This window comes from Streptomyces sp. NPDC037273, from assembly GCF_055603625.1.
Window position 1 is genome coordinate 337,770 of record NZ_JBVJVO010000006.1, and the last position, 19,470, is coordinate 357,239.

Here is a 19,470-nt window from a genome sequence, read left to right on the forward strand (position 1 = left end):
GGCTCGTGCCGGCCCGCTGAACGCCCCGTGCCGCTTCGTACGGGCCCACTGACCCCTCGTACGGCCTCGCTGCCCCTCGTACGGGCCTTCGTACGGGCCCGCTGCCCCTCGTACGGGCTGTCCGGGTCTCAGCGGCCCGGTTCCCGGTGGTCCGGGTCGAGGTCCGTCTCCTCGAAGACCAGCAGGGTGCGGGTGGAGAGGACCTCGGGGATGGACTGGAGCTTGGTGAGGACCAGCTCGCGCAGGGTCCGGTTGTCGGGGGTGTGCACCAGCAGGAGGACGTCGAAATCGCCGCTGACCAGGGCGATGTGCGCGGCTCCCGGCAGCGCCTGGAGCTGTTCGCGCACGGTCCGCCAGGAGTTCTGGACGATCTTGAGGGTGATGTAGGCGGAGGCGCCGTGGCCCGCCCGCTCGTGGTTGACGCGGGCGCTGAAGCCGCGGATGACGCCGTCGTCGATGAGCCGGTTGATCCGCGCGTACGCGTTGGCGCGGGAGACGTGCACCCGCTCGGCGACGGAGCGGATCGAGGCGCGGCCGTCCGTCTGGAGTATCCGCAGGATGTCGCGGTCGATGGCGTCCAGAGGGCGCGCCGGGACGCCTGGGATCAGTGGTGCCGGCGCCGGTGCGACGACCCTCTCCCAGTCCTCGGCCATTTGTTCATCCGCCATGTGCCCCCGCCTCTCTCCGGTGGACGACCTGCTCCTATCCCAGGCTGTGGAGAACCGTTTGTCCACAGGCTGGAGGTGCCTGTAGCCAAAATGCCTCCACGACCGAACAATCGGTAGGTGAGGCGCGCCACACTCGCGCCACCCGCCTTCGGGTCTTATGCCCGCTCCCACGAGGAGGTGGACTCGTTGCAACAGCGCAGTTCGACAGTCCAAGAGCCGCCCGCTGCCGTCGACGCCTACCGGCCCACCCCGCCGCCGGCCTGGCAGCCCCGCACCGACCCCGCCCCGCTGCTGCCCGACACCGAGCCGCTGCGCGTGCTCGGCACGGACGCGGTGGCCGACGCCGACCCCGCGCTGCTGCTGCGGCTGTACGCGGAGCTGATCCGCGGCCGCCGGTACAACACGCAGGCCACCGCGCTCACCAAGCAGGGCCGGCTCGCCGTGTACCCGTCCACCACCGGCCAGGAGGCGTGCGAGATCGCCGCCGCCCTCGCCCTGGAGGAGCGGGACTGGCTCTTCCCCTCGTACCGCGACACCCTGGCGGCCGTCGCCCGCGGCCTCGACCCCGTACAGGCGCTGACCCTGCTGCGCGGCGACTGGCACACCGGGTACGACCCGCGCGAGCACCGCATCGCGCCGCTCTGCACCCCCCTCGCCACCCAGCTCCCGCACGCCGTGGGCCTGGCCCACGCCGCCCGGCTGAAGGGCGACGACGTCGTCGCCCTCGCCATGGTCGGCGACGGCGGCACCAGCGAGGGCGACTTCCACGAGGCGCTGAACTTCGCCGCCGTCTGGCAGGCCCCCGTGGTCTTCTTCGTCCAGAACAACGGCTTCGCGATCTCCGTGCCGCTCGCCAAGCAGACCGCCGCCCCCTCCCTCGCCCACAAGGCCGTGGGATACGGGATGCCGGGCCGGCTCGTCGACGGAAACGACGCCGTCGCCGTCCACCAGGTGCTCACCGAGGCCGTGGCGCGCGCCCGGCGCGGCGGCGGCCCCACCCTGGTCGAGGCCGTCACCTACCGGATCGACGCCCACACCAACGCCGACGACGCCACCCGCTACCGGGCGGCCGGCGAGGTCGAGACCTGGAAGGCGCACGACCCGATCCTGCTGCTCGAACGGGAACTGACGGAGCGTGGCCTGCTCGACGAGGACGGCAGGCGCGCGGCGGCGGAAGCCGCCGAGACGATGGCCGCGGAGCTGCGCGAACGGATGAACGCCGACCCGGTGCTCGACCCGATGGAGCTCTTCTCCCACGTGTACGCCGAGCAGACGACGCAGCTGCGCGAACAGGCGGCGCAGCTGCGCGCCGAGCTCGAAGCCGAGGGTGAGGCGTGATGACGACCGCGACGACCGGCTCCGCGGCGGCCAAGGCCGCCGGGAACGCCGGGAAGGCGAAGCCCGCCACGATGGCGCAGGCGCTGCAGCGCGCCATGCGCGACGCGATGGCCGAGGACCCGACCGTCCATGTGATGGGCGAGGACGTCGGCACCCTCGGCGGCGTCTTCCGGGTCACCGACGGGCTCGCCAAGGAGTTCGGCGAGGACCGCTGTACCGACACGCCGCTGGCCGAGGCGGGCATCCTCGGCGCGGCCGTCGGCATGGCGATGTACGGCCTGCGGCCGGTCGTCGAGATGCAGTTCGACGCCTTCGCCTACCCGGCGTTCGAGCAGCTGATCTCCCACGTGGCGAAGATGCGGAACCGGACGCGCGGCGCGCTGCCGATGCCGATCGTCATCCGCGTCCCGTACGGCGGCGGGATCGGCGGCGTCGAGCACCACAGCGACTCCTCCGAGGCCTACTACACGGCCACCCCCGGTCTGCACGTCGTCACCCCGGCGACCGTCGAGGACGCCTACGGGCTGCTGCGCGCGGCCATCGCCTCCGACGACCCGGTGGTCTTCCTGGAGCCCAAGCGGCTCTACTGGTCCAAGTCCGACTGGTCCCCCGAGGCGCCCGCGCAGGTCGAGCCCATCGGCAAGGCCGTCGTGCGCCGCCGGGGCACCGGCGCCACCCTGCTCACCTACGGTCCCTCGGTGCCGGTCTGTCTGGAGGCGGCGGAGGCCGCGCAGGCGGAGGGCTGGGACCTGGAGGTCGTCGACCTCCGCTCGCTCGTGCCGTTCGACGACGAGACGGTCTGCGCCTCGGTGCGACGGACCGGCCGCGCGGTCGTGGTCCACGAGTCGTCCGCCTTCGGCGGGCCCGGCGCGGAGATCGCCGCCCGGGTGACCGAGCGCTGCTTCCACCACCTGGAGGCGCCGGTGCTGCGGGTCGCGGGCTTCGACATCCCGTACCCGCCGCCGATGCTGGAGCGGCACCATCTGCCGGGCGTGGACCGGGTCCTGGACGCGGTGGCGCGGCTGCAGTGGGAGGCGGGGAGCTGATGGCCCAGGTGCTCGAATTCAAGCTGCCGGACCTCGGTGAGGGACTCACCGAGGCCGAGATCGTGCGCTGGCTGGTGGCCGTCGGGGACGTCGTCGCCATCGACCAGCCCGTCGTCGAGGTCGAGACGGCCAAGGCGATGGTCGAGGTGCCCTGCCCGTACGGCGGTGTCGTCACCGCCCGGTACGGCGAGGAGGGCACCGAACTGCCCGTCGGCGCACCGCTCCTGACGGTCGCCGTGGGCGGCACGGGCGCGCCGGAGGAGCTCGCCGAGGCGGCTCCGGAAGCCGCCCCGAAGGCGGCCGGCTCCGCCGGGGACGCCGTCTCCTCGGAGTACTCGGGCAATGTGCTCGTCGGGTACGGCACGGCCGAACCCGCCGCCCGCCGCCGCCGGGTGCGCCACTCGAACCCGGCCGCCGCGCGGACGCCCGCCGCCGCGCCGGTGGCCCCGCCCGCCCCTGTCGCTCCGGTCGCCCCTGTCGCTCCGGTCGTCCCGGCGGGCCCGGTGCCGGTCATCTCGCCGCTCGTGCGGAAGCTGGCCAGGGACCGCGGACTCGATCTGCGGGAGGTGCGCGGATCGGGCCCCGAGGGGCTGATCCTGCGGGCCGACGTGGAGCTGGCCCTCGCGGCGCTCGACGCTCCGGCGGCCGCCCCGGCGCCCGCCGTGGCCCCGGCTCCGGCCCCGGTCGCGGCGGCCGGCGAGCGGATTCCGCTGCGCGGGATCCGGGGCGCGGTGGCGGACAAGCTGTCCCGCAGCCGTACGGAGATCCCGGACGCGACCTGCTGGGTCGACGCCGACGCGACCGAACTCATGGCGGCGCGGGCGGCGATGAACGCGGCGGGCGGGCCGAAGATCTCGCTGCTCGCGCTCCTCGCCCGGATCTGCGTCCACGCCCTGGACCGGTTCCCCGAGCTCAACTCCACGGTGGACACCGCCGCCCGGGAGATCGTCAGGCTGCCGTCGGTGCACCTCGGCTTCGCCGCCCAGACCCCGCGCGGCCTGGTCGTCCCGGTGGTCAGGGACGCGGGGCGGCGCACGGCGGAGTCGCTGACGGCCGAGTTCGCCCGGCTGACGGAGGCCGCACGGCAGTCCACGCTCACCCCGGCCGACCTCACCGGCGGCACGTTCACCCTGAACAACTACGGGGTGTTCGGGGTCGACGGCTCCACGCCGATCATCAACCACCCCGAGGCCGCCATGCTCGGCGTCGGGCGGATCATCCCCAAGCCCTGGGTGCACCAGGGCGAACTGGCCGTCCGTCAGGTGGTGCAGCTCTCGCTCACCTTCGACCACCGCGTCTGCGACGGCGGCACGGCGGGCGGCTTCCTGCGGTACGTCGCGGACTGCGTCGAGCAGCCCGCCGTGCTGCTCCGCACGGTCTGACGGACCGTCCGGCCCGTCTCCCTCCTTGGGACGGGCCGGACGCCCGCGGGCCCTCCCGGCCCATACTGCTCGGGTGACCACCGCATACGACGCCGTCGTGCTCGCCGGGGGTGCCGCCCGGCGCCTCGGCGGCTCCGACAAGCCCGGGGTACGGGTCGGGGGCAGGACCCTCCTCGACCGGGTGCTCGCGGCCTGCCCCGACGCGGCCCGGACCGTGGTCGTCGGCGACCCCCGCCCGACCGTCCGCCCCGTCCGCTGGACCAGGGAGGAGCCGCCCGGCGGCGGCCCCCTGGCCGCCCTCGACGCCGGCGCGCGGCAGACCGAGGCGGACGTCCTCCTCGTCCTCTCCGCCGACCTCCCCTTCCTCGACGCCGCCACCGTCCGCAGCCTCCTCGACGCGCTCACCGCGGACCCCGGAGCCGAGGCCGCCCTCCTCGTCGACGCGGACGGACGGGACCAGCCGCTGGTCGCCGCCTACCGGCAGGGCCCGCTGCGCCGTGAACTCGACCGGCTCGCCCAGGACCACGGCGGCCTCGCGCACCTGCCGCTGCGCGGGCTCACCAAGGCGCTCCGGCCCACCCGCGTCGCCGCCGGGTCCCTGGCCTCCTTCGACTGCGACACCTGGGAGGACATCGCCACCGCCCGGGCCCGCATCAGGGAGCATGGGACCGTGCTGGACGAATGGATCACCGCAGTCAAGAACGAACTGGGCATCGAACTGGACGTCGACACCGGCGTCCTCCTCGACCTCGCCCGGGACGCCGCCCACGGCGTGGCGCGGCCCGCCGCGCCCCTGACCACGTTCCTGGTCGGCTACGCGGCGGCGCTCGCCGGCCCCGAGGGCGGCCCCGAAGCGGTCGCCGAGGCCGCCCGCAAGGCCGCGGCGCTGGCCCAGCGGTGGGCCGCCGAGCAGGACGAGGCCGGATGAGTCCGACGGAGCCCCTCGCCGCGGGCGAGCGCGTGCAGCCGGAGCGGCCCGAGCAGCCCGCCGCCGGGGCCGCCGCGACCGGTGGCCGGGTGCGGTCGGCGCAGCCGCACCGGGCCACCGCCTGGCCCGAGGCGCGCGCCGCCGCCGTCCGTGCCGGGACCGCCGCGCGGGCCGGCCGCGAGCCGGTGGCCGTCCCGCTCGGGGAGGCGCTCGGCCGGGTCCTCGCCGAGCCGCTCGCGGCCCTCACCGACCTGCCCTCCTTCGACACCTCCGCCATGGACGGCTGGGCCGTCGTGGGCCCCGGCCCCTGGGCCGTACGGGAAGAGGGCGCCGTCCTGGCCGGACACGCGCCCGCCGCCGTACCGGTCGAGGGCGAGGCCGTACGGATCGCCACCGGCGCCCCCGTCCCGCCCGGCACCACCGCCGTCCTGCGCACCGAGCACGCCCGCACCGAGCCCGCCCGCACGGAACACGCCCGCACCGAGCACGCCTCCGCCGCGTCCGGCGCCGGGCTGCTGCTGCACGCGCTCCGGGAGGTCGTACCGGGGCAGGACATCCGGCCCCGGGGGCAGGAGTGCCGTACCGGGGACGAGCTGCTCCCCTCGGGTGTCGCCGTGACGCCCGCCGTGCTCGGGCTCGCCGCGGCGGCCGGTTACGACGAGCTGCGCGTCGTGCCCCGGGCCAGGGTGGAGATCCTGGTGCTCGGCGACGAGCTGCTCGCGGCGGGGCTCCCCCACGAGGGGCTCATCAGGGACGCCCTCGGCCCGATGCTCGGGCCCTGGCTGCGGGCGCTCGGCGCGGAGGTGCTCGGCACCCGCCGGATCGGCGACGACGCCGAGGAGCTGTACGCGGCCGTCACCGGCTCCCCCGCCGACCTGGTCGTCACCACCGGCGGTACGGCCGCCGGGCCGGTCGACCACGTCCACCGGGTGCTCGCCAAGGCGGGCGCGACCCTGCTGGTCGACGGGGTGAAGGTCCGTCCCGGCCACCCGATGATCCTGGCGGCCCTGGGCGGCGGACGTCATCTCGTCGGGCTCCCCGGCAACCCGCTCGCCGCGGTCTCCGGCCTCCTCACCCTCGCCGAACCCCTGCTCGCAGCCCTGACGGCGAACGCCCCCGCCGAGACCGCTCCCTCCGGGCGCACCTCCCCCGTGGAGGGCGAGGTGCACGGGCATCCGCACGACACGCGGCTGGTGCCGGTGGTGCGTCGTGGCGGGCGGGCCGTGCCGCTGCGGTACAACGGCCCGGCCATGCTCCGCGGTGTCGCCGCCGCGGACGGACTGGCCGTCGTGCCGCCCGGTGGCGCGCAGTCCGGCCAGGAGCTGACCGTCCTCGACCTTCCGTGGCCGGCGGCGGGGTCCGTCCCGGCGCAAGGAGCGTGTTTCACGTGAAACTTCCCAGCCGTGACGTGATGGCCCGGCATGCCGACGAGAGAGTCTCGGGCTCCCGGATCAGCTTGCCCCGGCGGGTCGTGGAGAAGCCGCTCCGCCAGGTCGGCAAGCGGATCCTCATGGCGCTCGCCGTGCTGATGCTGACGGTCGTCATCGTCTACGTCGACCGCGAGGGCTACCACGACAACGCCGACGACACGCTCGACTTCCTCGACTGCGTCTACTACGCGACCGTGACGCTCTCCACCACCGGATACGGCGACGTCGTCCCGTACAGCGACACGGCGCGGCTCGCCAACATCCTGCTCGTCACGCCCCTGCGCGTGCTCTTCCTGATCATCCTGGTCGGCACCACTCTCGAGGTCCTCACCGAACGGACCCGGGAGGAGTTCCGGCTGAACCGCTGGAGGTCCACCTTGCGCGACCACACCGTCATCGTCGGCTTCGGGACGAAGGGGCGGTCCGCGATCCAGACCCTCTGCGCCACCGGGCTCCACAAGGAACAGATCGTCATCGTCGACCCCTCGAACAAGGTGATCGAGGCGGCGAACGCGGACGGCTTCGTCGGGGTCGTCGGCGACGCGACCCGCACGGACGTGCTGCTCCGCGCCGAGGTGCAGCGGGCCCGGCAGATCGTCATCGCCACCCAGCGCGACGACACGGCCGTCCTGGTCACCCTGACGGCACGGCAGCTCAACCGGGGCGCGAAGATCGTCGCCGCGGTCCGCGAGGAGGAGAACGCGCCGCTGCTCCGCCAGTCCGGCGCCGACGCGGTCATCACCAGCGCCAGCGCCGCCGGGCGCCTGCTCGGCCTCTCGGTGCTGAGCCCCAGCGCCGGCACCGTGATGGAGGACCTGATCCAGCAGGGCTCCGGCCTCGACCTCGTCGAACGCCCGGTGACCAAGAGCGAGGCCGGCAAGAGCGTGCGGGAGACCGAGGACCTGGTGGTCAGCGTGCTCCGCGGCCACCGGCTGCTCGGTTACGACGACCCTGCGGCCAGCCCGCTCCAGCTCACCGACCGGGTCATCACCATCGTGCGCGCCGCCCCGGTGACGCCGCTCTCCACGCCGCCGGAGGACTGACCCGGTACGGGAGTAGCCTCGCCGCCATGTATGCGATCACGATTCCGGAACCCGGTGGTCCCGAGGCCCTCGTCTGGGCCGAGGCTCCCGATCCCGTACCCGGCGAGGGCGAGGTCCTCGTCGAGGTGGTGGCGAGCGCGGTCAACCGTGCCGATCTCCTCCAGCGCATGGGCTTCTACGACCCGCCGCCGGGCAGCTCCCCGTACCCCGGTCTCGAGTGCTCGGGCCGGATCGCGGCCGTCGGCCCCGGGGTCTCGGGCTGGTCCGTCGGCGACGAGGTCTGCGCCCTGCTCACCGGCGGCGGCTACGCGGAGAAGGTCGTGGTCCCCGCCGGGCAGCTCCTCCCGGTGCCGGAGGGCGTCGACCTGACCACGGCCGCCGCGCTCCCCGAGGTCGCGTGCACGGTCTGGTCCAACATCTTCATGATCGCCCACCTGCGGCCGGGCGAGACGCTGCTGGTGCACGGCGGGGCGAGTGGGATCGGCACGATGGCGATCCAGCTGGCGAAGGCGGTCGGCGCGCGGGTCGCGGTCACGGCGGGCGGCCCGGAGAAGCTGGCGCGCTGCGCCGAGCTCGGCGCGGACGTCCTCATCGACTACCGCGAGCAGGACTTCGTCGAGGAGCTGGCCAAGGCGACCGACGGGGCGGGCGCGGACGTCATCCTCGACATCATGGGCGCCAAGTACCTGGAGCGGAACGTGCAGGCGCTGGCCGTCAACGGCCGGCTGGTGATCATCGGCCTGCAGGGCGGCGTGAAGGGCGAGCTGAACCTCGGGGCGCTGCTCGCGAAGCGCGCGGCCGTCATGGCGACGACGCTGCGCTCCCGGCCCGCGCAGGAGAAGGCGGCGATCGTCGCCGCCGTCCGGGAGCACGTCTGGCCCCTGATCGGCGCGGGCACGGTCCGCCCGGTCGTGGACCGTACGGTCCCGATGCCGGAGGCCGCCGAAGCCCACCGGGTCCTGGAAGCCGGCGGCCACGTCGGCAAGGTGCTGCTCGTCGCTCCCCGAGGCTAGGGACACGGCAGAGGGGCCCGGCACCAGTGGTGCCGGGTCCCTCTGCCGTACCGGACGAGCGGGCTTACAGGTACGGGCCCGAGCGCACCGCGTGGCCGTTGCCGCGGTCGTCGTCATCGTCGTGGGACGCCCCCGGCGGGAGGGCGCGCCGCATCTGCTCCAGCTGGGCGCGGGCCGCCATCTGCTGGGCGAACAGCGCCGTCTGGATGCCGTGGAAGAGGCCTTCGAGCCAGCCGACCAGCTGTGCCTGTGCGATGCGCAGCTCCGCCTCGGAGGGGATCGCCTCGTCCGTGAACGGCAGGGAAAGCCGCTCCAGTTCCTCGACCAGTTCGGGCGCGAGCCCGTCCTCCAGCTCCTTCACGGAGCTGGCGTGGATGTCCTTGAGCCTGACGCGGCTGGCCTCGTCGAGAGGTGCCGCGCGTACTTCCTCCAGGAGCTGCTTGATCATGCTGCCGATCCGCATGACCTTCGCAGGCTGCTCGACCATTTCCGTCACCGGGACCTCGCGGGGTTCGTCGTCGCCCTGAGTGCCGCCGAGCGCCATCCCGTCCTGTCCCACGATGAGGACCTGGGGGCTCTCCTGCGACCTGTCATTCCTCGGCATCTCCATGCCGCCATTCTCTCGTACACATCGCGTCACCCACTGGTGTGCCCCTGTACGGGGGTGATCCACCCTCGTACAGGGGCACGGGTCGGTGCGGGGTCCGTCAGGTCGCCGCGCGCCGGGCGAGCGCGCCGCGGGAGCGGGTCACCAGGGCGGCGAGCAGGGCGGCGCCGAGCGGGACGGCGACGAGCAGGCCGGCCAGGGTCTCCCAGGGGATGATGATCGGCAGGTCGGGCGGGGTGGTGTCGCCGCTCCAGCCGTGGGCGAGGTTCTGCTCGAAGTAGCGGAGCTGGTTGCGTTCCTCGGTGAGGCGCAGGCCCACCGCGGGCAGCAGTCCGGCGGCCGAGCCGAGGACCACGCCCATCGCGGCGACGACTCCGCACTGGAACCCGCTGAGCGTGCGGCGGACCCGGGGCGGGGCGCCGACGGCGGCGAGGGTCTTCAGGTCGGCCTCGGCGTCGGCCTGGGCGAGGCCGGTGGCGATGCCGGCGGCGCCGATGGTGACCAGGCCGGCGAAGACGGCCAGCGACAGCAGGATGATCCCGTCCTCGCTGACGAAGCCTTCCTCCAGGTGGAACTCGACGGTGCTGCCGAGCTTGGCGAGCTCGCCGTCGAGCTTCTGGCGCTGCTCGCCGTCCGGGAGCCGGTCGGTGCTGACGTACACGCCCAGGGGCACGGTGGCCAGGCCGGCGGCCTTGGCGGTGGCCGGGGTCATGAGGGCCTGGACGCCGTACGTCTTCTTGTCGCCGGGCACCAGGTGGGCGGGCAGGGAGCCGACCTTTCCGGGGATGGGGCGGTTCTGCTCGGCGGCCTTGTCGGCGGCGGCGGCGTCGGTGATCTGCTTGATGCCGATGGTGCCGTTCTCGGCGACGAGGGTGCGGTTGAAGCTGACGACCTTGCCGTCGGCGAGGGCCTTCACGGTCGCGGGGTCGTCGACGCCGAGGACCTTGAGGAGGGCGGCGTCACCGACGACGAGACCGCTGTCGGTGATGTACATCCCGCCGCTCGCGGACTCCTTGCAGCGCCAGTCCTCGGTGAGCATCTTCCGCCGCTGTTCGGGCGTGTACTTCTCCGCGGGGTCGCCGCCGCCCGGGACCGAGGCGTACAGCGGGCATTCGTTCGCCTTGGGGACGAGGACCTCGTAGCGGCCGCAGCCGGGGCCCGAGTCCCACTGGGAGCAGCCGGGCTTGCCGACGGAGACGCGTTCGACGTCGGCGCGGGTGTCGACGGGGAAGGCGCGCTGGATGGCCTCGCGGACGGCGGGCACGTCCCGGCCGCCCTCCTCGGGGACGAACGCGGAGGCGACGCCGTACGGCAGCAGGGGGGTGTACTCGGCCCGCTGCTGGGCCTCCTCGCTGGCCATGTACGTGGAGACGGCGACCGTGCCGGCGACGGCGGCGAGCACGGCGGCGACGGCGGGTGCCGTACGGCCCCGGTTGCGGACGGCGTCCCGCAGCGCGAGGCGCGGGGAGAGCGGCAGCCAGCGGCCGGTCCGGCCGAAGAGGCCCACCAGGGCCGGGGTCATGGCGACGACGCCCAGCTCGGCGATGGCGGAGCCGCCCGCCACGATGATGAACTGCTGGCTGACCATCGAGCCGAAGAGCGCGATCGCGCCGCCGATCAGCAGGGCGGCGAGGCCGACCAGGGGCAGCACGCGGCTGCTGCGGCGGACCCCGCGCCGGCCGGTGAGCGAGGCGAGGACGGTCTGCCGGGAGGCGGTGAAGGCCGGGACGATCGCGGAGAGCAGACCGGTGAGGACCGCGAGCAGCGCGATGCCGAGCAGTTCGAGCGGCCGGACGTCGAAGGCGCCGAACCGCTGGCCCATGGTCTCTTCGAGGACCGGCTGGAGCAGCAGGGTCAGGATCACGGCGAGGACGGTGCCGACGACGGCGGCGGCGACGCCGATGACCAGACCGCCGCTGAGCACGATGGCCCGGATGTGGCTGCGGGCACCGCCGTTGGCCCCGACCAGACCGAGCTGGCGGCGCGAGCGGCGGGCGCCGACCGCGAACGCGGGCCCGGCGAGCAGACAGATCTCCAGCATCGCCAGGCCGACGACGGTACCGACGGCGGCGAGCGTGGCGGCCCGGGCCGCGGCACTGGCCTCGTAGTTGTTGCCCCCGCCGTCCCTCTGGAAGAACGGCACCTCGGACTCGTCGGGCGGGTCGAGCAGCACGGCGCGCGAGACGACGCGGACACCCTTGGTGTTGATCTGCTGCACGGTGTTCCACGTGAAACCACCGGGCGCGCGGACCAGATACGAGACGGAGGTGTCGGGCGCGGGCAGACCGGCCTTCTCGACGGCCTTCCGGTACGGGTCGAGGAACGCTCCCGGCAGCGCGTTGATCTGGTCGGCCTTGAGCGCGCCGGGGAATTCGTAGGAGCCGACGATCGTGTACGGGCGGTCGAAGTTGCGGGCGGAAAGGGTCGAGCCGATCGACAGTCCGCTGGTCTCCAGGAAGTGCGAGGTGGCCATGACCTCGTCGCTCTTCTCCGGGAAACGCCCCTTGAGGAGCGTGGTGATGCCGCGGGTGATCGGATCGGAGGCCTTGAGCTCGCGCACCTCCGCCATCAGGAGGCCGTGCGCGGTCGTCAGCTTCGCCGAACCCGACTCGTCCGTGAGGACGGTGGAGCCCGCCGGGATGGACTTGTAGACGTCCGTGGAACCGCTGGGCCAGGTCCCGTTCCCGGGGTCCTTGGCCGGTGTGGTCATCTCGCCGGCCGGGTCCTGGAGGATCGGCACACCGCCCACCTGGGCGTCGAGGAACCGCGCGTCGGCCGCGCCGATGGACCGCTCCACCGCCTCGGCGGGGGAGAGTTCGGAGCTGCGGTAGGTCAGGTCGAGGGCGCTGACGCCCAGGATGGGCAGCGCGATCATCGCGAGGACCAGGGCGCTGCGGCCCTTGGAGCGCCAGGCGTCGCGCCGGGCGATGCGGATGGCGGCCCGCCAGGAGTGGAACCAGGTCTTCACGCCTCGGCCACCTGGCCCGAGAGGAGGGAATCGGCGTCGCTGCGCACGGTCTGGTCGACGATGGCGCCGTCCCGGAGGAACACGACGCGGTCGGCCCAGGCCGCGAACCGCGGCTCGTGGGTGACGAGGACACCGGCGGCGCCCGCGTCGCAGCGCGAACGGAGCAGGGCGAGCACGGACTCCCCGGTCTCGGAGTCGAGGGCGCCGGTCGGCTCGTCGGCGAGGACGAGCCTGCGGTCGCCGACCAGGGCACGGGCGATGGCCACCCGCTGCTGCTGGCCGCCCGACATCTCGTCGGGGAAGCGGTCGGCGAGATGGCCGAGGCCCATCTCCTCCAGCGCGGCCACGGCCTCTCCGCGTGCCTTGCGGGCGGAGGTCCCGTCCAGTTCACGGGGCAGGGCCACGTTCTCGGCGGCGGTCAGCGCCGGGATGAGGTTGTAGTCCTGGAAGACGTAACCGATGCTGCGGCGGCGCAGGGCCGCGAGCTCCTTGACGCTCGCCGTGGTGATGTCGGTGTCCTCGACGATCACCCGGCCGGAGGTCGGGGTGTCGAGACCGCCCGCGATGGTGAGCAGCGTGGACTTCCCGGAGCCGGACGGGCCCATGACGGCGACGAGTTCGCCCGGGTAGACGGCGAGGTCGATGCCGCGCAGGGCGTGCACCTCGGTGGCGCCGGAGCCGTGGACTCGGGCCAGGTTCTGGAGTTGCAGCACGGGCTGCTGTGTGGACATCGAGGGGTCCCCCCTTGGGACGTACCCGGCGGACGGCCGGGTACGGGGCGTGCGGTGGACGGTGCTGCGTCGGCGGTACGGACGGGGTGCGGGCGTGCGGTCACCGCGCCCCGGGCGCACCGGTGGTCGTGCGGGCCGCCGAGGGCGCGGGCTCGACGGCGGCCGGTGCGGCCGGTGTCGCGGGCGCCGTCGCCGACAGGCGGATCAGCCGGGACTCGCAGTGGTCGAGCCAGCGGGCCTCGGCCTCGGTCTGGAAGATCAGCTGCTCGAGGACGAGCAGCCAGGCGACGTCGTCGCGTTCCCGGGAGCCGCCGCGTTCGACGGCGGCGAGAGCCTGGGCCTTGAGCCGGGTGTAGTCCTGCATCGCCTTGACGGTGTGCCGGCGCTGGGACTGGATGACGTCGCGGATGTCGACGGAGGGCGCGCCCACGGCCATGGCGAGCTTGATGGCCAGCTCGTCACGGGCGGGGCTGGTGCGGTCCACGGGCTTCTCGAACCAGGTCCTGAGCTCGGTGCGCCCGCTGTCGGTGATCGCGTAGAGCGCGTGCCCGGCCGCGTCCTCGCCGCTCTGCGCGACCATGCCGTCGCGCTCCAGACGGCTCAGGGTCGTGTAGACCTGGCCGACGTTGAGCGGCCAGGTGGCACCGGTGCGGGACTCGAACTCCGTGCGGAGCTGTGAGCCGTACCGAGGGCCGCGTTCGAGGAGGGCGAGGAGCCCGTGGCGGATCGACATACTCAGTATGTATACCGAGTATGTCGTCGGGGACAACCGACCTGAGACGGAAGCGGCAGGTCCGCCTCAAGGGGGACCCGGGGGCTCAGCGGCGGCGCATCCGGAGGCCGAGAAAGCCGATCCCCAGCCCCATCAGAGCCAGCCCCGCGCCCAGCGTCAACACGGGAATCCGCTGGTCGGCGAAGGGCGGCGGGGTTTCGGCGGCCAGCCGGGAGCCCGCGGCGGGCAGGGTGGCCGGCGCCGCGTCGGGCAGCACCACGTCCTCCTCCCGTACCGCCTCGGCCTCCTCCTCGACGGCCTCGTGCCCGTCGGCTTCTGTAGCGGTTTCGGTACGGGACGGGCCCGGCGACGGCGCCGTCGCGCTCGCCGGAGCGGTCTCGGAGCGCCCGGGCCGCGGCCGCCCCTCACCCGCCGGACGGCCCGCGAGCGAAGCGGAACCACTGGGCGCGGGAGCCTCGCTCGGCGTGGCACTCGGCCCCGTGGGGGAACCCGTGCCGGTCGGCGCCGGAGCCGGGGACGCCGGCGTGCCCGACGGCGAGCGCCCCGGGGAGGCGCTCCCGGTGCCGGGGCGCGTCGACGGAGGCGTCGCGGACGGCGTCGCGGAAGAGGGGAGCGAGGACGGCGCCACCGGGGTGGTGCCGGTCGGCGCCGGCGTCGGGGCCGTGGTGCCCACCGACGTGTGCGGAGGATCCGCCGGATACGCGGAAGGCGCGGCGAACAGGGCGCACGCACCGACGAACACGCAGGTGAGCACCGGGCCGAGGGCCCGCGCCCGTGTCCTGCGGAGTGCTGGAGTCACCGGGTGACCCCCTCCCGTGCCGAGCCGCCGAGGTAGTCAACTCAGCGTCACATGGCAGGACACATCCGGCATCCGGGCGGGGGGACCGGGCGTACGGCCCGGTGCCGGGGCGGCGCGCCCCCGCTACTGCGGCGGGTTGCCCGTCGAGACCTTGAGGGTGAACTCGGCGTCCTCGTCGGTGATGTCCTGACCGGCCGGCGGGTACTGCTCGAGGACCGTGCCCTCGCCGTACGTGGACTCGTCCACCGGCGTCTGGACCATGATCTTCCACCCGGCCGCCTGGACGCAGGCCTTCACCGACTGGATGTTCTTGTAGGTGAAGTTGGGCGTCTCGAACTTGGCCGGGTCGTCGCTCGACTCCGAAGGCTGCATGCACTTCTTCGTGTCGATGGTCTTGGTCAGGTCGGGACCCTTGTGACCGGGCGCCGCCGTCTGGCTCTGCTGCGTCTCGGTGCCGCCGGTGCCGCCCGCCTGCGGGTCCTTCTCCTCGTCGAGGTTGAGGACCAGGATCAGGCCGCCGATCGCGAGGACCGCGGCCGCGATCGCGCCCACGAGCACCGGGGTGTTCCGCCGGGAGCCGCCGCCGGACGCGACGGGCGCGGGCGTCTGCGCGTACGGCGCGGGCGTGGGAGCGGAGGCGTACGGTGCGGGGGTCGGCGCCGCGGCGTACGGGGCGGGCGTCGGCGCGGGCGCGTAGGGCGCCGGGGTCGGAGCCTGCTGCGGGTAGCCGTACGCGGGGCCGGGCGCCGGGGTCGTCGGGCCGTACGGGCCGGGCTGCGGCGTCGGCTGGTAGGGCTGCTGCACCCCGTGCGGGGTGGGCGGCGGGGTCTGGCCGACCGGCGGGAAGACCGCCGAGCCGACGCCCGCGCCACTGCTCACCGGACCGCCGCCCTGGACGATCATCGGGGCGCCGGTCTGGCCGGCCGAGAGCACCCGCAGGCACTCGTCGCGCATCGCGGCCGCGCTCGGGAACCGCTCGTTCGGGTTCTTCCGCAGCGCGCGGGCGACGAGCGCGTCCATCGCCGGCGTCACCGCGCGGTTGACCGTCGACGGGGCGACCGGTTCCTCCTGCACGTGCGCGTAGGCGATGGCGAGCGGGGAGTCGGCGTCGAAGGGCAGACGGCCCGTCAGCAGCTGGAACAGCATGATGCCGACCGAATAAAGGTCGGAGCGGGCGTCCACCGCACGGCCGAGCGCCTGCTCGGGGGAGAGGTACTGGGGGGTGCCGACGACCATGCCGGTCTGCGTCATCGAGGTGACCCCCGACTGCATGGCCCGTGCGATGCCGAAGTCCATGACCTTGACCACGCCGCGCTTGGTCTGCATGACGTTGCCCGGCTTGATGTCACGGTGGACCAGGCCCATCTCGTGGCTGACCTCCAGGGCGGCCAGCACGTCGGCCGTCACCTTGAGCGCCTTGTCGGCGGGCATCGCGCCGTACTGCTGGATGTCCGCGGCGAGCACCGAGCCGAGCGGCTGCCCCTCCACGTACTCCATGACGATGTACGGCATGACGGCGCCGTCGAGGGTGTCCTCGCCGGTGTCGAAGACCGAGACGATGTTCGTGTGCGACAGCTTCGCGACGGCCTGCGCCTCGCGGCGGAAGCGCTCGCGGAACGACTGCTCACGGCCGAGTTCGGTGTGCAGCGTCTTGATCGCGACCTGTCGGTCGAGGGCGCTGTCGTAGGCCAGGTACACGGACGCCATGCCGCCCTCGCCGAGAAGATCGCGCAGCTGGTACCGGCCGCCCGCGACCGAACCGCCCGCATAGCGGCCCTGTGCGCCGTCCTGGCTCATCTGTGCTTCCCCCTACGCGCGCGTGGCGGCGTTGATCCGGAATTTCTGCGCCAAGTCTGCCCCAGGGCAGTGACACGTCAAGCCGGGTGCCCGTTCCGTGACCCTCCGCACAGGAACCCTCCACGAAGCGATCCGGCGGCGGCCGCGCCATCGCATCGAATTTGCACAGGTGTACGGGAGCGGGGTTGGATGGCCGGTCCATCTCGGACCGTGATGTCGTACGGAGCCTGTAGCGTGACGACTGGACACGGCACGACAGACGACGGCGAGGACTGATGGCACCCGAATCCGGAGCAGGTGGCGGTGTGCCGGACGCGTCAGCGGAGTCCTGGGGCGAGGGCGGAGTCGTCGGTGACGGCCGCTACCGCCTGACGCACCGTCTGGGCCGCGGCGGCATGGCGGAGGTCTTCGCCGCCGAGGACGTGCGGCTCGGCCGCACCGTCGCGGTGAAGCTGCTGCGCGCCGATCTCGCCGAGGACCCGGTCTCCAAGGCCCGCTTCACGCGCGAGGCCCAGTCGGTCGCCGGCCTCAACCACCACGCCATCGTCGCGGTGTACGACTCCGGCGAGGACCTGGTGGGCGGCCGCCCCGTGCCGTACATCGTGATGGAGCTCGTCGAGGGCCGCACCATCCGCGACCTGCTGCTCAGCGCCGAGGCGCCGGGTCCCGAGCAGGCGCTCATCATCGTCTCCGGCGTCCTGGAGGCGCTGGCCTACTCGCACCAGCACGGCATCGTGCACCGCGACATCAAGCCGGCCAACGTCATCATCACGCACACCGGTGCCGTGAAGGTCATGGACTTCGGCATCGCCCGCGCCCTGCACGGCGCGCAGTCGACGATGACCCAGACCGGCATGGTCATGGGCACCCCCCAGTACCTCTCCCCCGAGCAGGCGCTCGGCAAGGCCGTCGACCACCGCTCCGACCTGTACGCGACGGGCTGTCTGCTCTACGAACTCCTCGCGCTGCGGCCCCCCTTCACCGGCGAGACGCCGCTCTCCGTCGTCTACCAGCACGTGCAGGACGCGCCGGTCCCGCCGTCCGAGGTCGCCGGCGGCGTGCCGCCCGAGCTCGACGGCCTGGTGATGCGCTCCCTCGCGAAGGACCCGGACGACCGGTTCCAGAGCGCCGAGGAGATGCGCGGCCTCATCCAGTACGGCCTGCAGATGCTCCATCAGCACGGCGGCCACACCGGCACCTGGAACACCGGACCGGTCGACATGCACGACGGCCGCACCCCGGCCGGCGGCATGGCGGCGACCGCCGCGATGGGTCACCCGATGCACGGGGAGACCGCGCAGGGCCCGATCCTCCCGCCGATGAACCCCGACGACGGCGGATACGGCGGTTACGACGGCGGCACGGGCGGCACCGGCGGCTACGGCCAGGACGGTTCGTACGGCTCGCAGGGCGGCAACGGCGGCCGGGGCAAGCTGTGGCTGTTCGTCGCGCTCGCCCTGATCGCGGTCGTCGCCGGTGTCGTGTACGCCGTCGACAAGGCCGGCGACAAGGGCGGTGGCGTGAAGCCGCCGGCCACCGTCAGCAATTCGCCGTCGACGGCCTCCGAGGAGCCCACCCCGTCGGAGGAGCCCAGCGAGGAGCCCTCGCAGGACTCCACCACGGACGGCGGCGAGACCCAGGCCCCGTGGACCCCGCCGACGACGCAGACGCCCACCGAGCCGACGACGACGCCGCCGACCGACCCCACGGACACCCCGACGACGACGCCGCCGACCGATCCGACGGACACCCCGACGACCGAGACGCCGACCGACCCCGCCACGGACCCGGGCACCGACCCGACCGACGGCGCCGGCGGCAACCCGGGCACCCCGTCCACCGGCAGCGGCGCCACCCACCCCTGACACCGGGGTCCGGTGCCTCCGCCGCGGGCACGCTCAGCCGGCGAAGGCGTCACGGACCGCCTCGTACTCACGGGTCCACCAGACGGCGAGGGCCGATACCGCGGGAAACTGCGGGTCGGCCCTTCTGTCGTGCAGCTGGTAGCGCCAGCGCAGCGTCCAGAAGTCGTTGAGCCGCTCCCACCACACCCGGTGCGCCGCCGCCGCGAGCTCCCCGCCGCAGGCCCCCGTCGCCCGCCGGTACGCGCGCGCGTAGGCCCGTACCTTCTCCAGGGCCAGCTCGCCACCGGGCCGTACGAAGAAGATCGCGGCGGCCCTGACCGCCTCCTCGGCCCGGGGGCGGACCCCGAGCCGGTCCCAGTCGACGATCGCCGCCGGCTCGGCGCCCCGGTACAGCAGGTTCAGCGGGTGGAAGTCGCCGTGCACCCAGCCCGCGGCGACGGCCGGCGGGGGACGGTGGTGGGCGTGCTGGGCGAGCAGCCTGCGGCGCTCCCTGAGCCGGTGCTCGGCGAGCGCGTCGAAGCTGTCGCGGGGCCGGTGCGCGCGGACCAGCCGGATCAGCTCGTCGATGGCCCGGAAGGTGTCCTGGAGGTCGGCGCTGGCGCGGTCGTCGGCGCCGGTCGGGCCGTCCGGGCCGTCCGGGCCCGAGGGGCCCATCACCCGGTCGAGGGCGGTGTGGACCTGCCCGAGCAGGGTGCCGAGGCGGTGGGAGCAGCCCGCGCTGAGCTGGGCGCCGTCGCGGTGGCGGCCGTCGATCCAGGGGTGCAGGGCGTAGCAGTGGCCGTCGACGACGGTGACCGTGCGGCCGGTGGTGTCGGCGAGCGGCGGGGCGACGGGCAGGCCGAGGGCGTGCAGGCGCTGGGTGGCGCGGTGCTGCCGGACGATGGTGGCGCGGTCGGCGGTGGGGGCGTCCAGGTGCTGTTTCAGGAAGTACGTGCCGCGGGTGGTGGTGAGGCGGAAGCCGCGGTTGAGCAGGCCCTCGGTGACGGGTTCGCAGGCCAGGGGCTCTCCGGCGTGCCGGTGGCGGCGGAGCAGGACGCCGACGGGCGGCGCCCCGGACGGGCGCGGGTGCCGTCCTGCGGGCGGGCCTCCGGGGGAGCGGGGGGCCACGGGGGAGGCACCGGC

At 74.0% G+C, this 19,470-nt stretch carries 17 protein-coding genes; 8 read left to right on the plus strand and 9 right to left on the minus strand.

The features are described 5' to 3' along the window. Positions 1–128: 128 nt before the first annotated feature. A complete protein-coding gene (locus ACZ7G1_RS19100; protein ID WP_470874399.1) occupies positions 129–653 on the minus strand; it encodes an Lrp/AsnC family transcriptional regulator in 525 nt (174 codons plus the stop codon). A 192-nt stretch (positions 654–845) separates the two neighbouring features. On the opposite strand from ACZ7G1_RS19100, the gene pdhA reads away from it, so the two are divergent. From pdhA to ACZ7G1_RS19135, 7 genes are all read left to right on the plus strand, one after another. Beyond that, complete coding sequence (gene pdhA, locus ACZ7G1_RS19105; protein ID WP_470874400.1) at positions 846–2,006, plus strand: pyruvate dehydrogenase (acetyl-transferring) E1 component subunit alpha; 1,161 nt, start codon at positions 846–848, stop codon at positions 2,004–2,006. Further along, a complete protein-coding gene (locus ACZ7G1_RS19110; protein ID WP_470874213.1) occupies positions 2,006–3,052 on the plus strand; it encodes an alpha-ketoacid dehydrogenase subunit beta in 1,047 nt (348 codons plus the stop codon). The genes pdhA and ACZ7G1_RS19110 overlap by 1 nt, the downstream gene beginning before the upstream one ends. Then, positions 3,052–4,434 (plus strand): dihydrolipoamide acetyltransferase family protein, encoded by a 1,383-nt coding sequence (locus ACZ7G1_RS19115; protein WP_470874214.1) that lies wholly within the window; start codon positions 3,052–3,054, stop codon positions 4,432–4,434. The genes ACZ7G1_RS19110 and ACZ7G1_RS19115 overlap by 1 nt, the downstream gene beginning before the upstream one ends. Positions 4,435–4,507: 73 nt before the next feature. After that, positions 4,508–5,362: an NTP transferase domain-containing protein gene (locus ACZ7G1_RS19120; RefSeq protein WP_470874216.1), complete on the plus strand. Its 855-nt coding sequence runs from the start codon at positions 4,508–4,510 to the stop codon at positions 5,360–5,362. Beyond that, entirely contained in the window at positions 5,359–6,753 is a 1,395-nt protein-coding gene (locus ACZ7G1_RS19125; protein WP_470874218.1) for a molybdopterin molybdotransferase MoeA, read from the plus strand. Before ACZ7G1_RS19120 ends, ACZ7G1_RS19125 begins: the two co-directional genes overlap by 4 nt. Continuing rightward, on the plus strand, positions 6,750–7,835 hold the full coding sequence (locus tag ACZ7G1_RS19130) for a potassium channel family protein (protein WP_470874219.1): 1,086 nt from the start codon (positions 6,750–6,752) through the stop codon (positions 7,833–7,835). The genes ACZ7G1_RS19125 and ACZ7G1_RS19130 overlap by 4 nt, the downstream gene beginning before the upstream one ends. Before the next feature lie 26 nt (positions 7,836–7,861). Continuing rightward, positions 7,862–8,848 (plus strand): NAD(P)H-quinone oxidoreductase, encoded by a 987-nt coding sequence (locus ACZ7G1_RS19135; RefSeq protein ID WP_470874221.1) that lies wholly within the window; start codon positions 7,862–7,864, stop codon positions 8,846–8,848. Positions 8,849–8,912: 64 nt separating this feature from the next. On the opposite strand, the gene ACZ7G1_RS19140 is transcribed toward ACZ7G1_RS19135, so the two are convergent. From ACZ7G1_RS19140 to ACZ7G1_RS19170, 7 genes are all read right to left on the minus strand, one after another. Next, positions 8,913–9,458: a bacterial proteasome activator family protein gene (locus ACZ7G1_RS19140; RefSeq protein WP_470874222.1), complete on the minus strand. Its 546-nt coding sequence runs from the start codon at positions 9,456–9,458 to the stop codon at positions 8,913–8,915. A gap of 97 nt (positions 9,459–9,555) precedes the next feature. Next, positions 9,556–12,423 (minus strand): ABC transporter permease, encoded by a 2,868-nt coding sequence (locus ACZ7G1_RS19145; RefSeq protein WP_470874224.1) that lies wholly within the window; start codon positions 12,421–12,423, stop codon positions 9,556–9,558. Continuing rightward, positions 12,420–13,154, minus strand: coding sequence for an ABC transporter ATP-binding protein (locus ACZ7G1_RS19150; RefSeq protein ID WP_470874225.1), 735 nt, complete (start codon positions 13,152–13,154; stop codon positions 12,420–12,422). Before ACZ7G1_RS19150 ends, ACZ7G1_RS19145 begins: the two co-directional genes overlap by 4 nt. A gap of 100 nt (positions 13,155–13,254) precedes the next feature. Continuing rightward, positions 13,255–13,887, minus strand: a complete 633-nt coding sequence (locus ACZ7G1_RS19155) for a PadR family transcriptional regulator (protein WP_470874227.1) — start codon at positions 13,885–13,887, stop codon at positions 13,255–13,257. Between the two features lie 85 nt (positions 13,888–13,972). After that, on the minus strand, positions 13,973–14,146 hold the full coding sequence (locus ACZ7G1_RS19160; RefSeq protein ID WP_470874229.1) for a hypothetical protein: 174 nt from the start codon (positions 14,144–14,146) through the stop codon (positions 13,973–13,975). Positions 14,147–14,291: 145 nt separating this feature from the next. Continuing rightward, on the minus strand, positions 14,292–14,615 hold the full coding sequence (locus ACZ7G1_RS19165; protein ID WP_470874230.1) for a hypothetical protein: 324 nt from the start codon (positions 14,613–14,615) through the stop codon (positions 14,292–14,294). A 194-nt stretch (positions 14,616–14,809) separates the two neighbouring features. Beyond that, positions 14,810–16,483 carry a protein kinase domain-containing protein gene (locus ACZ7G1_RS19170; protein WP_470874231.1) on the minus strand — a complete coding sequence of 558 codons (1,674 nt, stop codon included), beginning with the start codon at positions 16,481–16,483 and terminating at the stop codon, positions 14,810–14,812. A gap of 275 nt (positions 16,484–16,758) precedes the next feature. Here ACZ7G1_RS19170 and ACZ7G1_RS19175 point away from each other — a divergent pair, with 275 nt between their 5' ends. Then, positions 16,759–18,348 carry a protein kinase domain-containing protein gene (locus tag ACZ7G1_RS19175; protein WP_470874233.1) on the plus strand — a complete coding sequence of 530 codons (1,590 nt, stop codon included), beginning with the start codon at positions 16,759–16,761 and terminating at the stop codon, positions 18,346–18,348. Positions 18,349–18,381: 33 nt separating this feature from the next. On the opposite strand, the gene ACZ7G1_RS19180 is transcribed toward ACZ7G1_RS19175, so the two are convergent. Then, positions 18,382–19,455, minus strand: coding sequence for a phosphotransferase (locus tag ACZ7G1_RS19180; protein ID WP_470874402.1), 1,074 nt, complete (start codon positions 19,453–19,455; stop codon positions 18,382–18,384). Between the last annotated feature and the right edge of the window lie 15 nt (positions 19,456–19,470).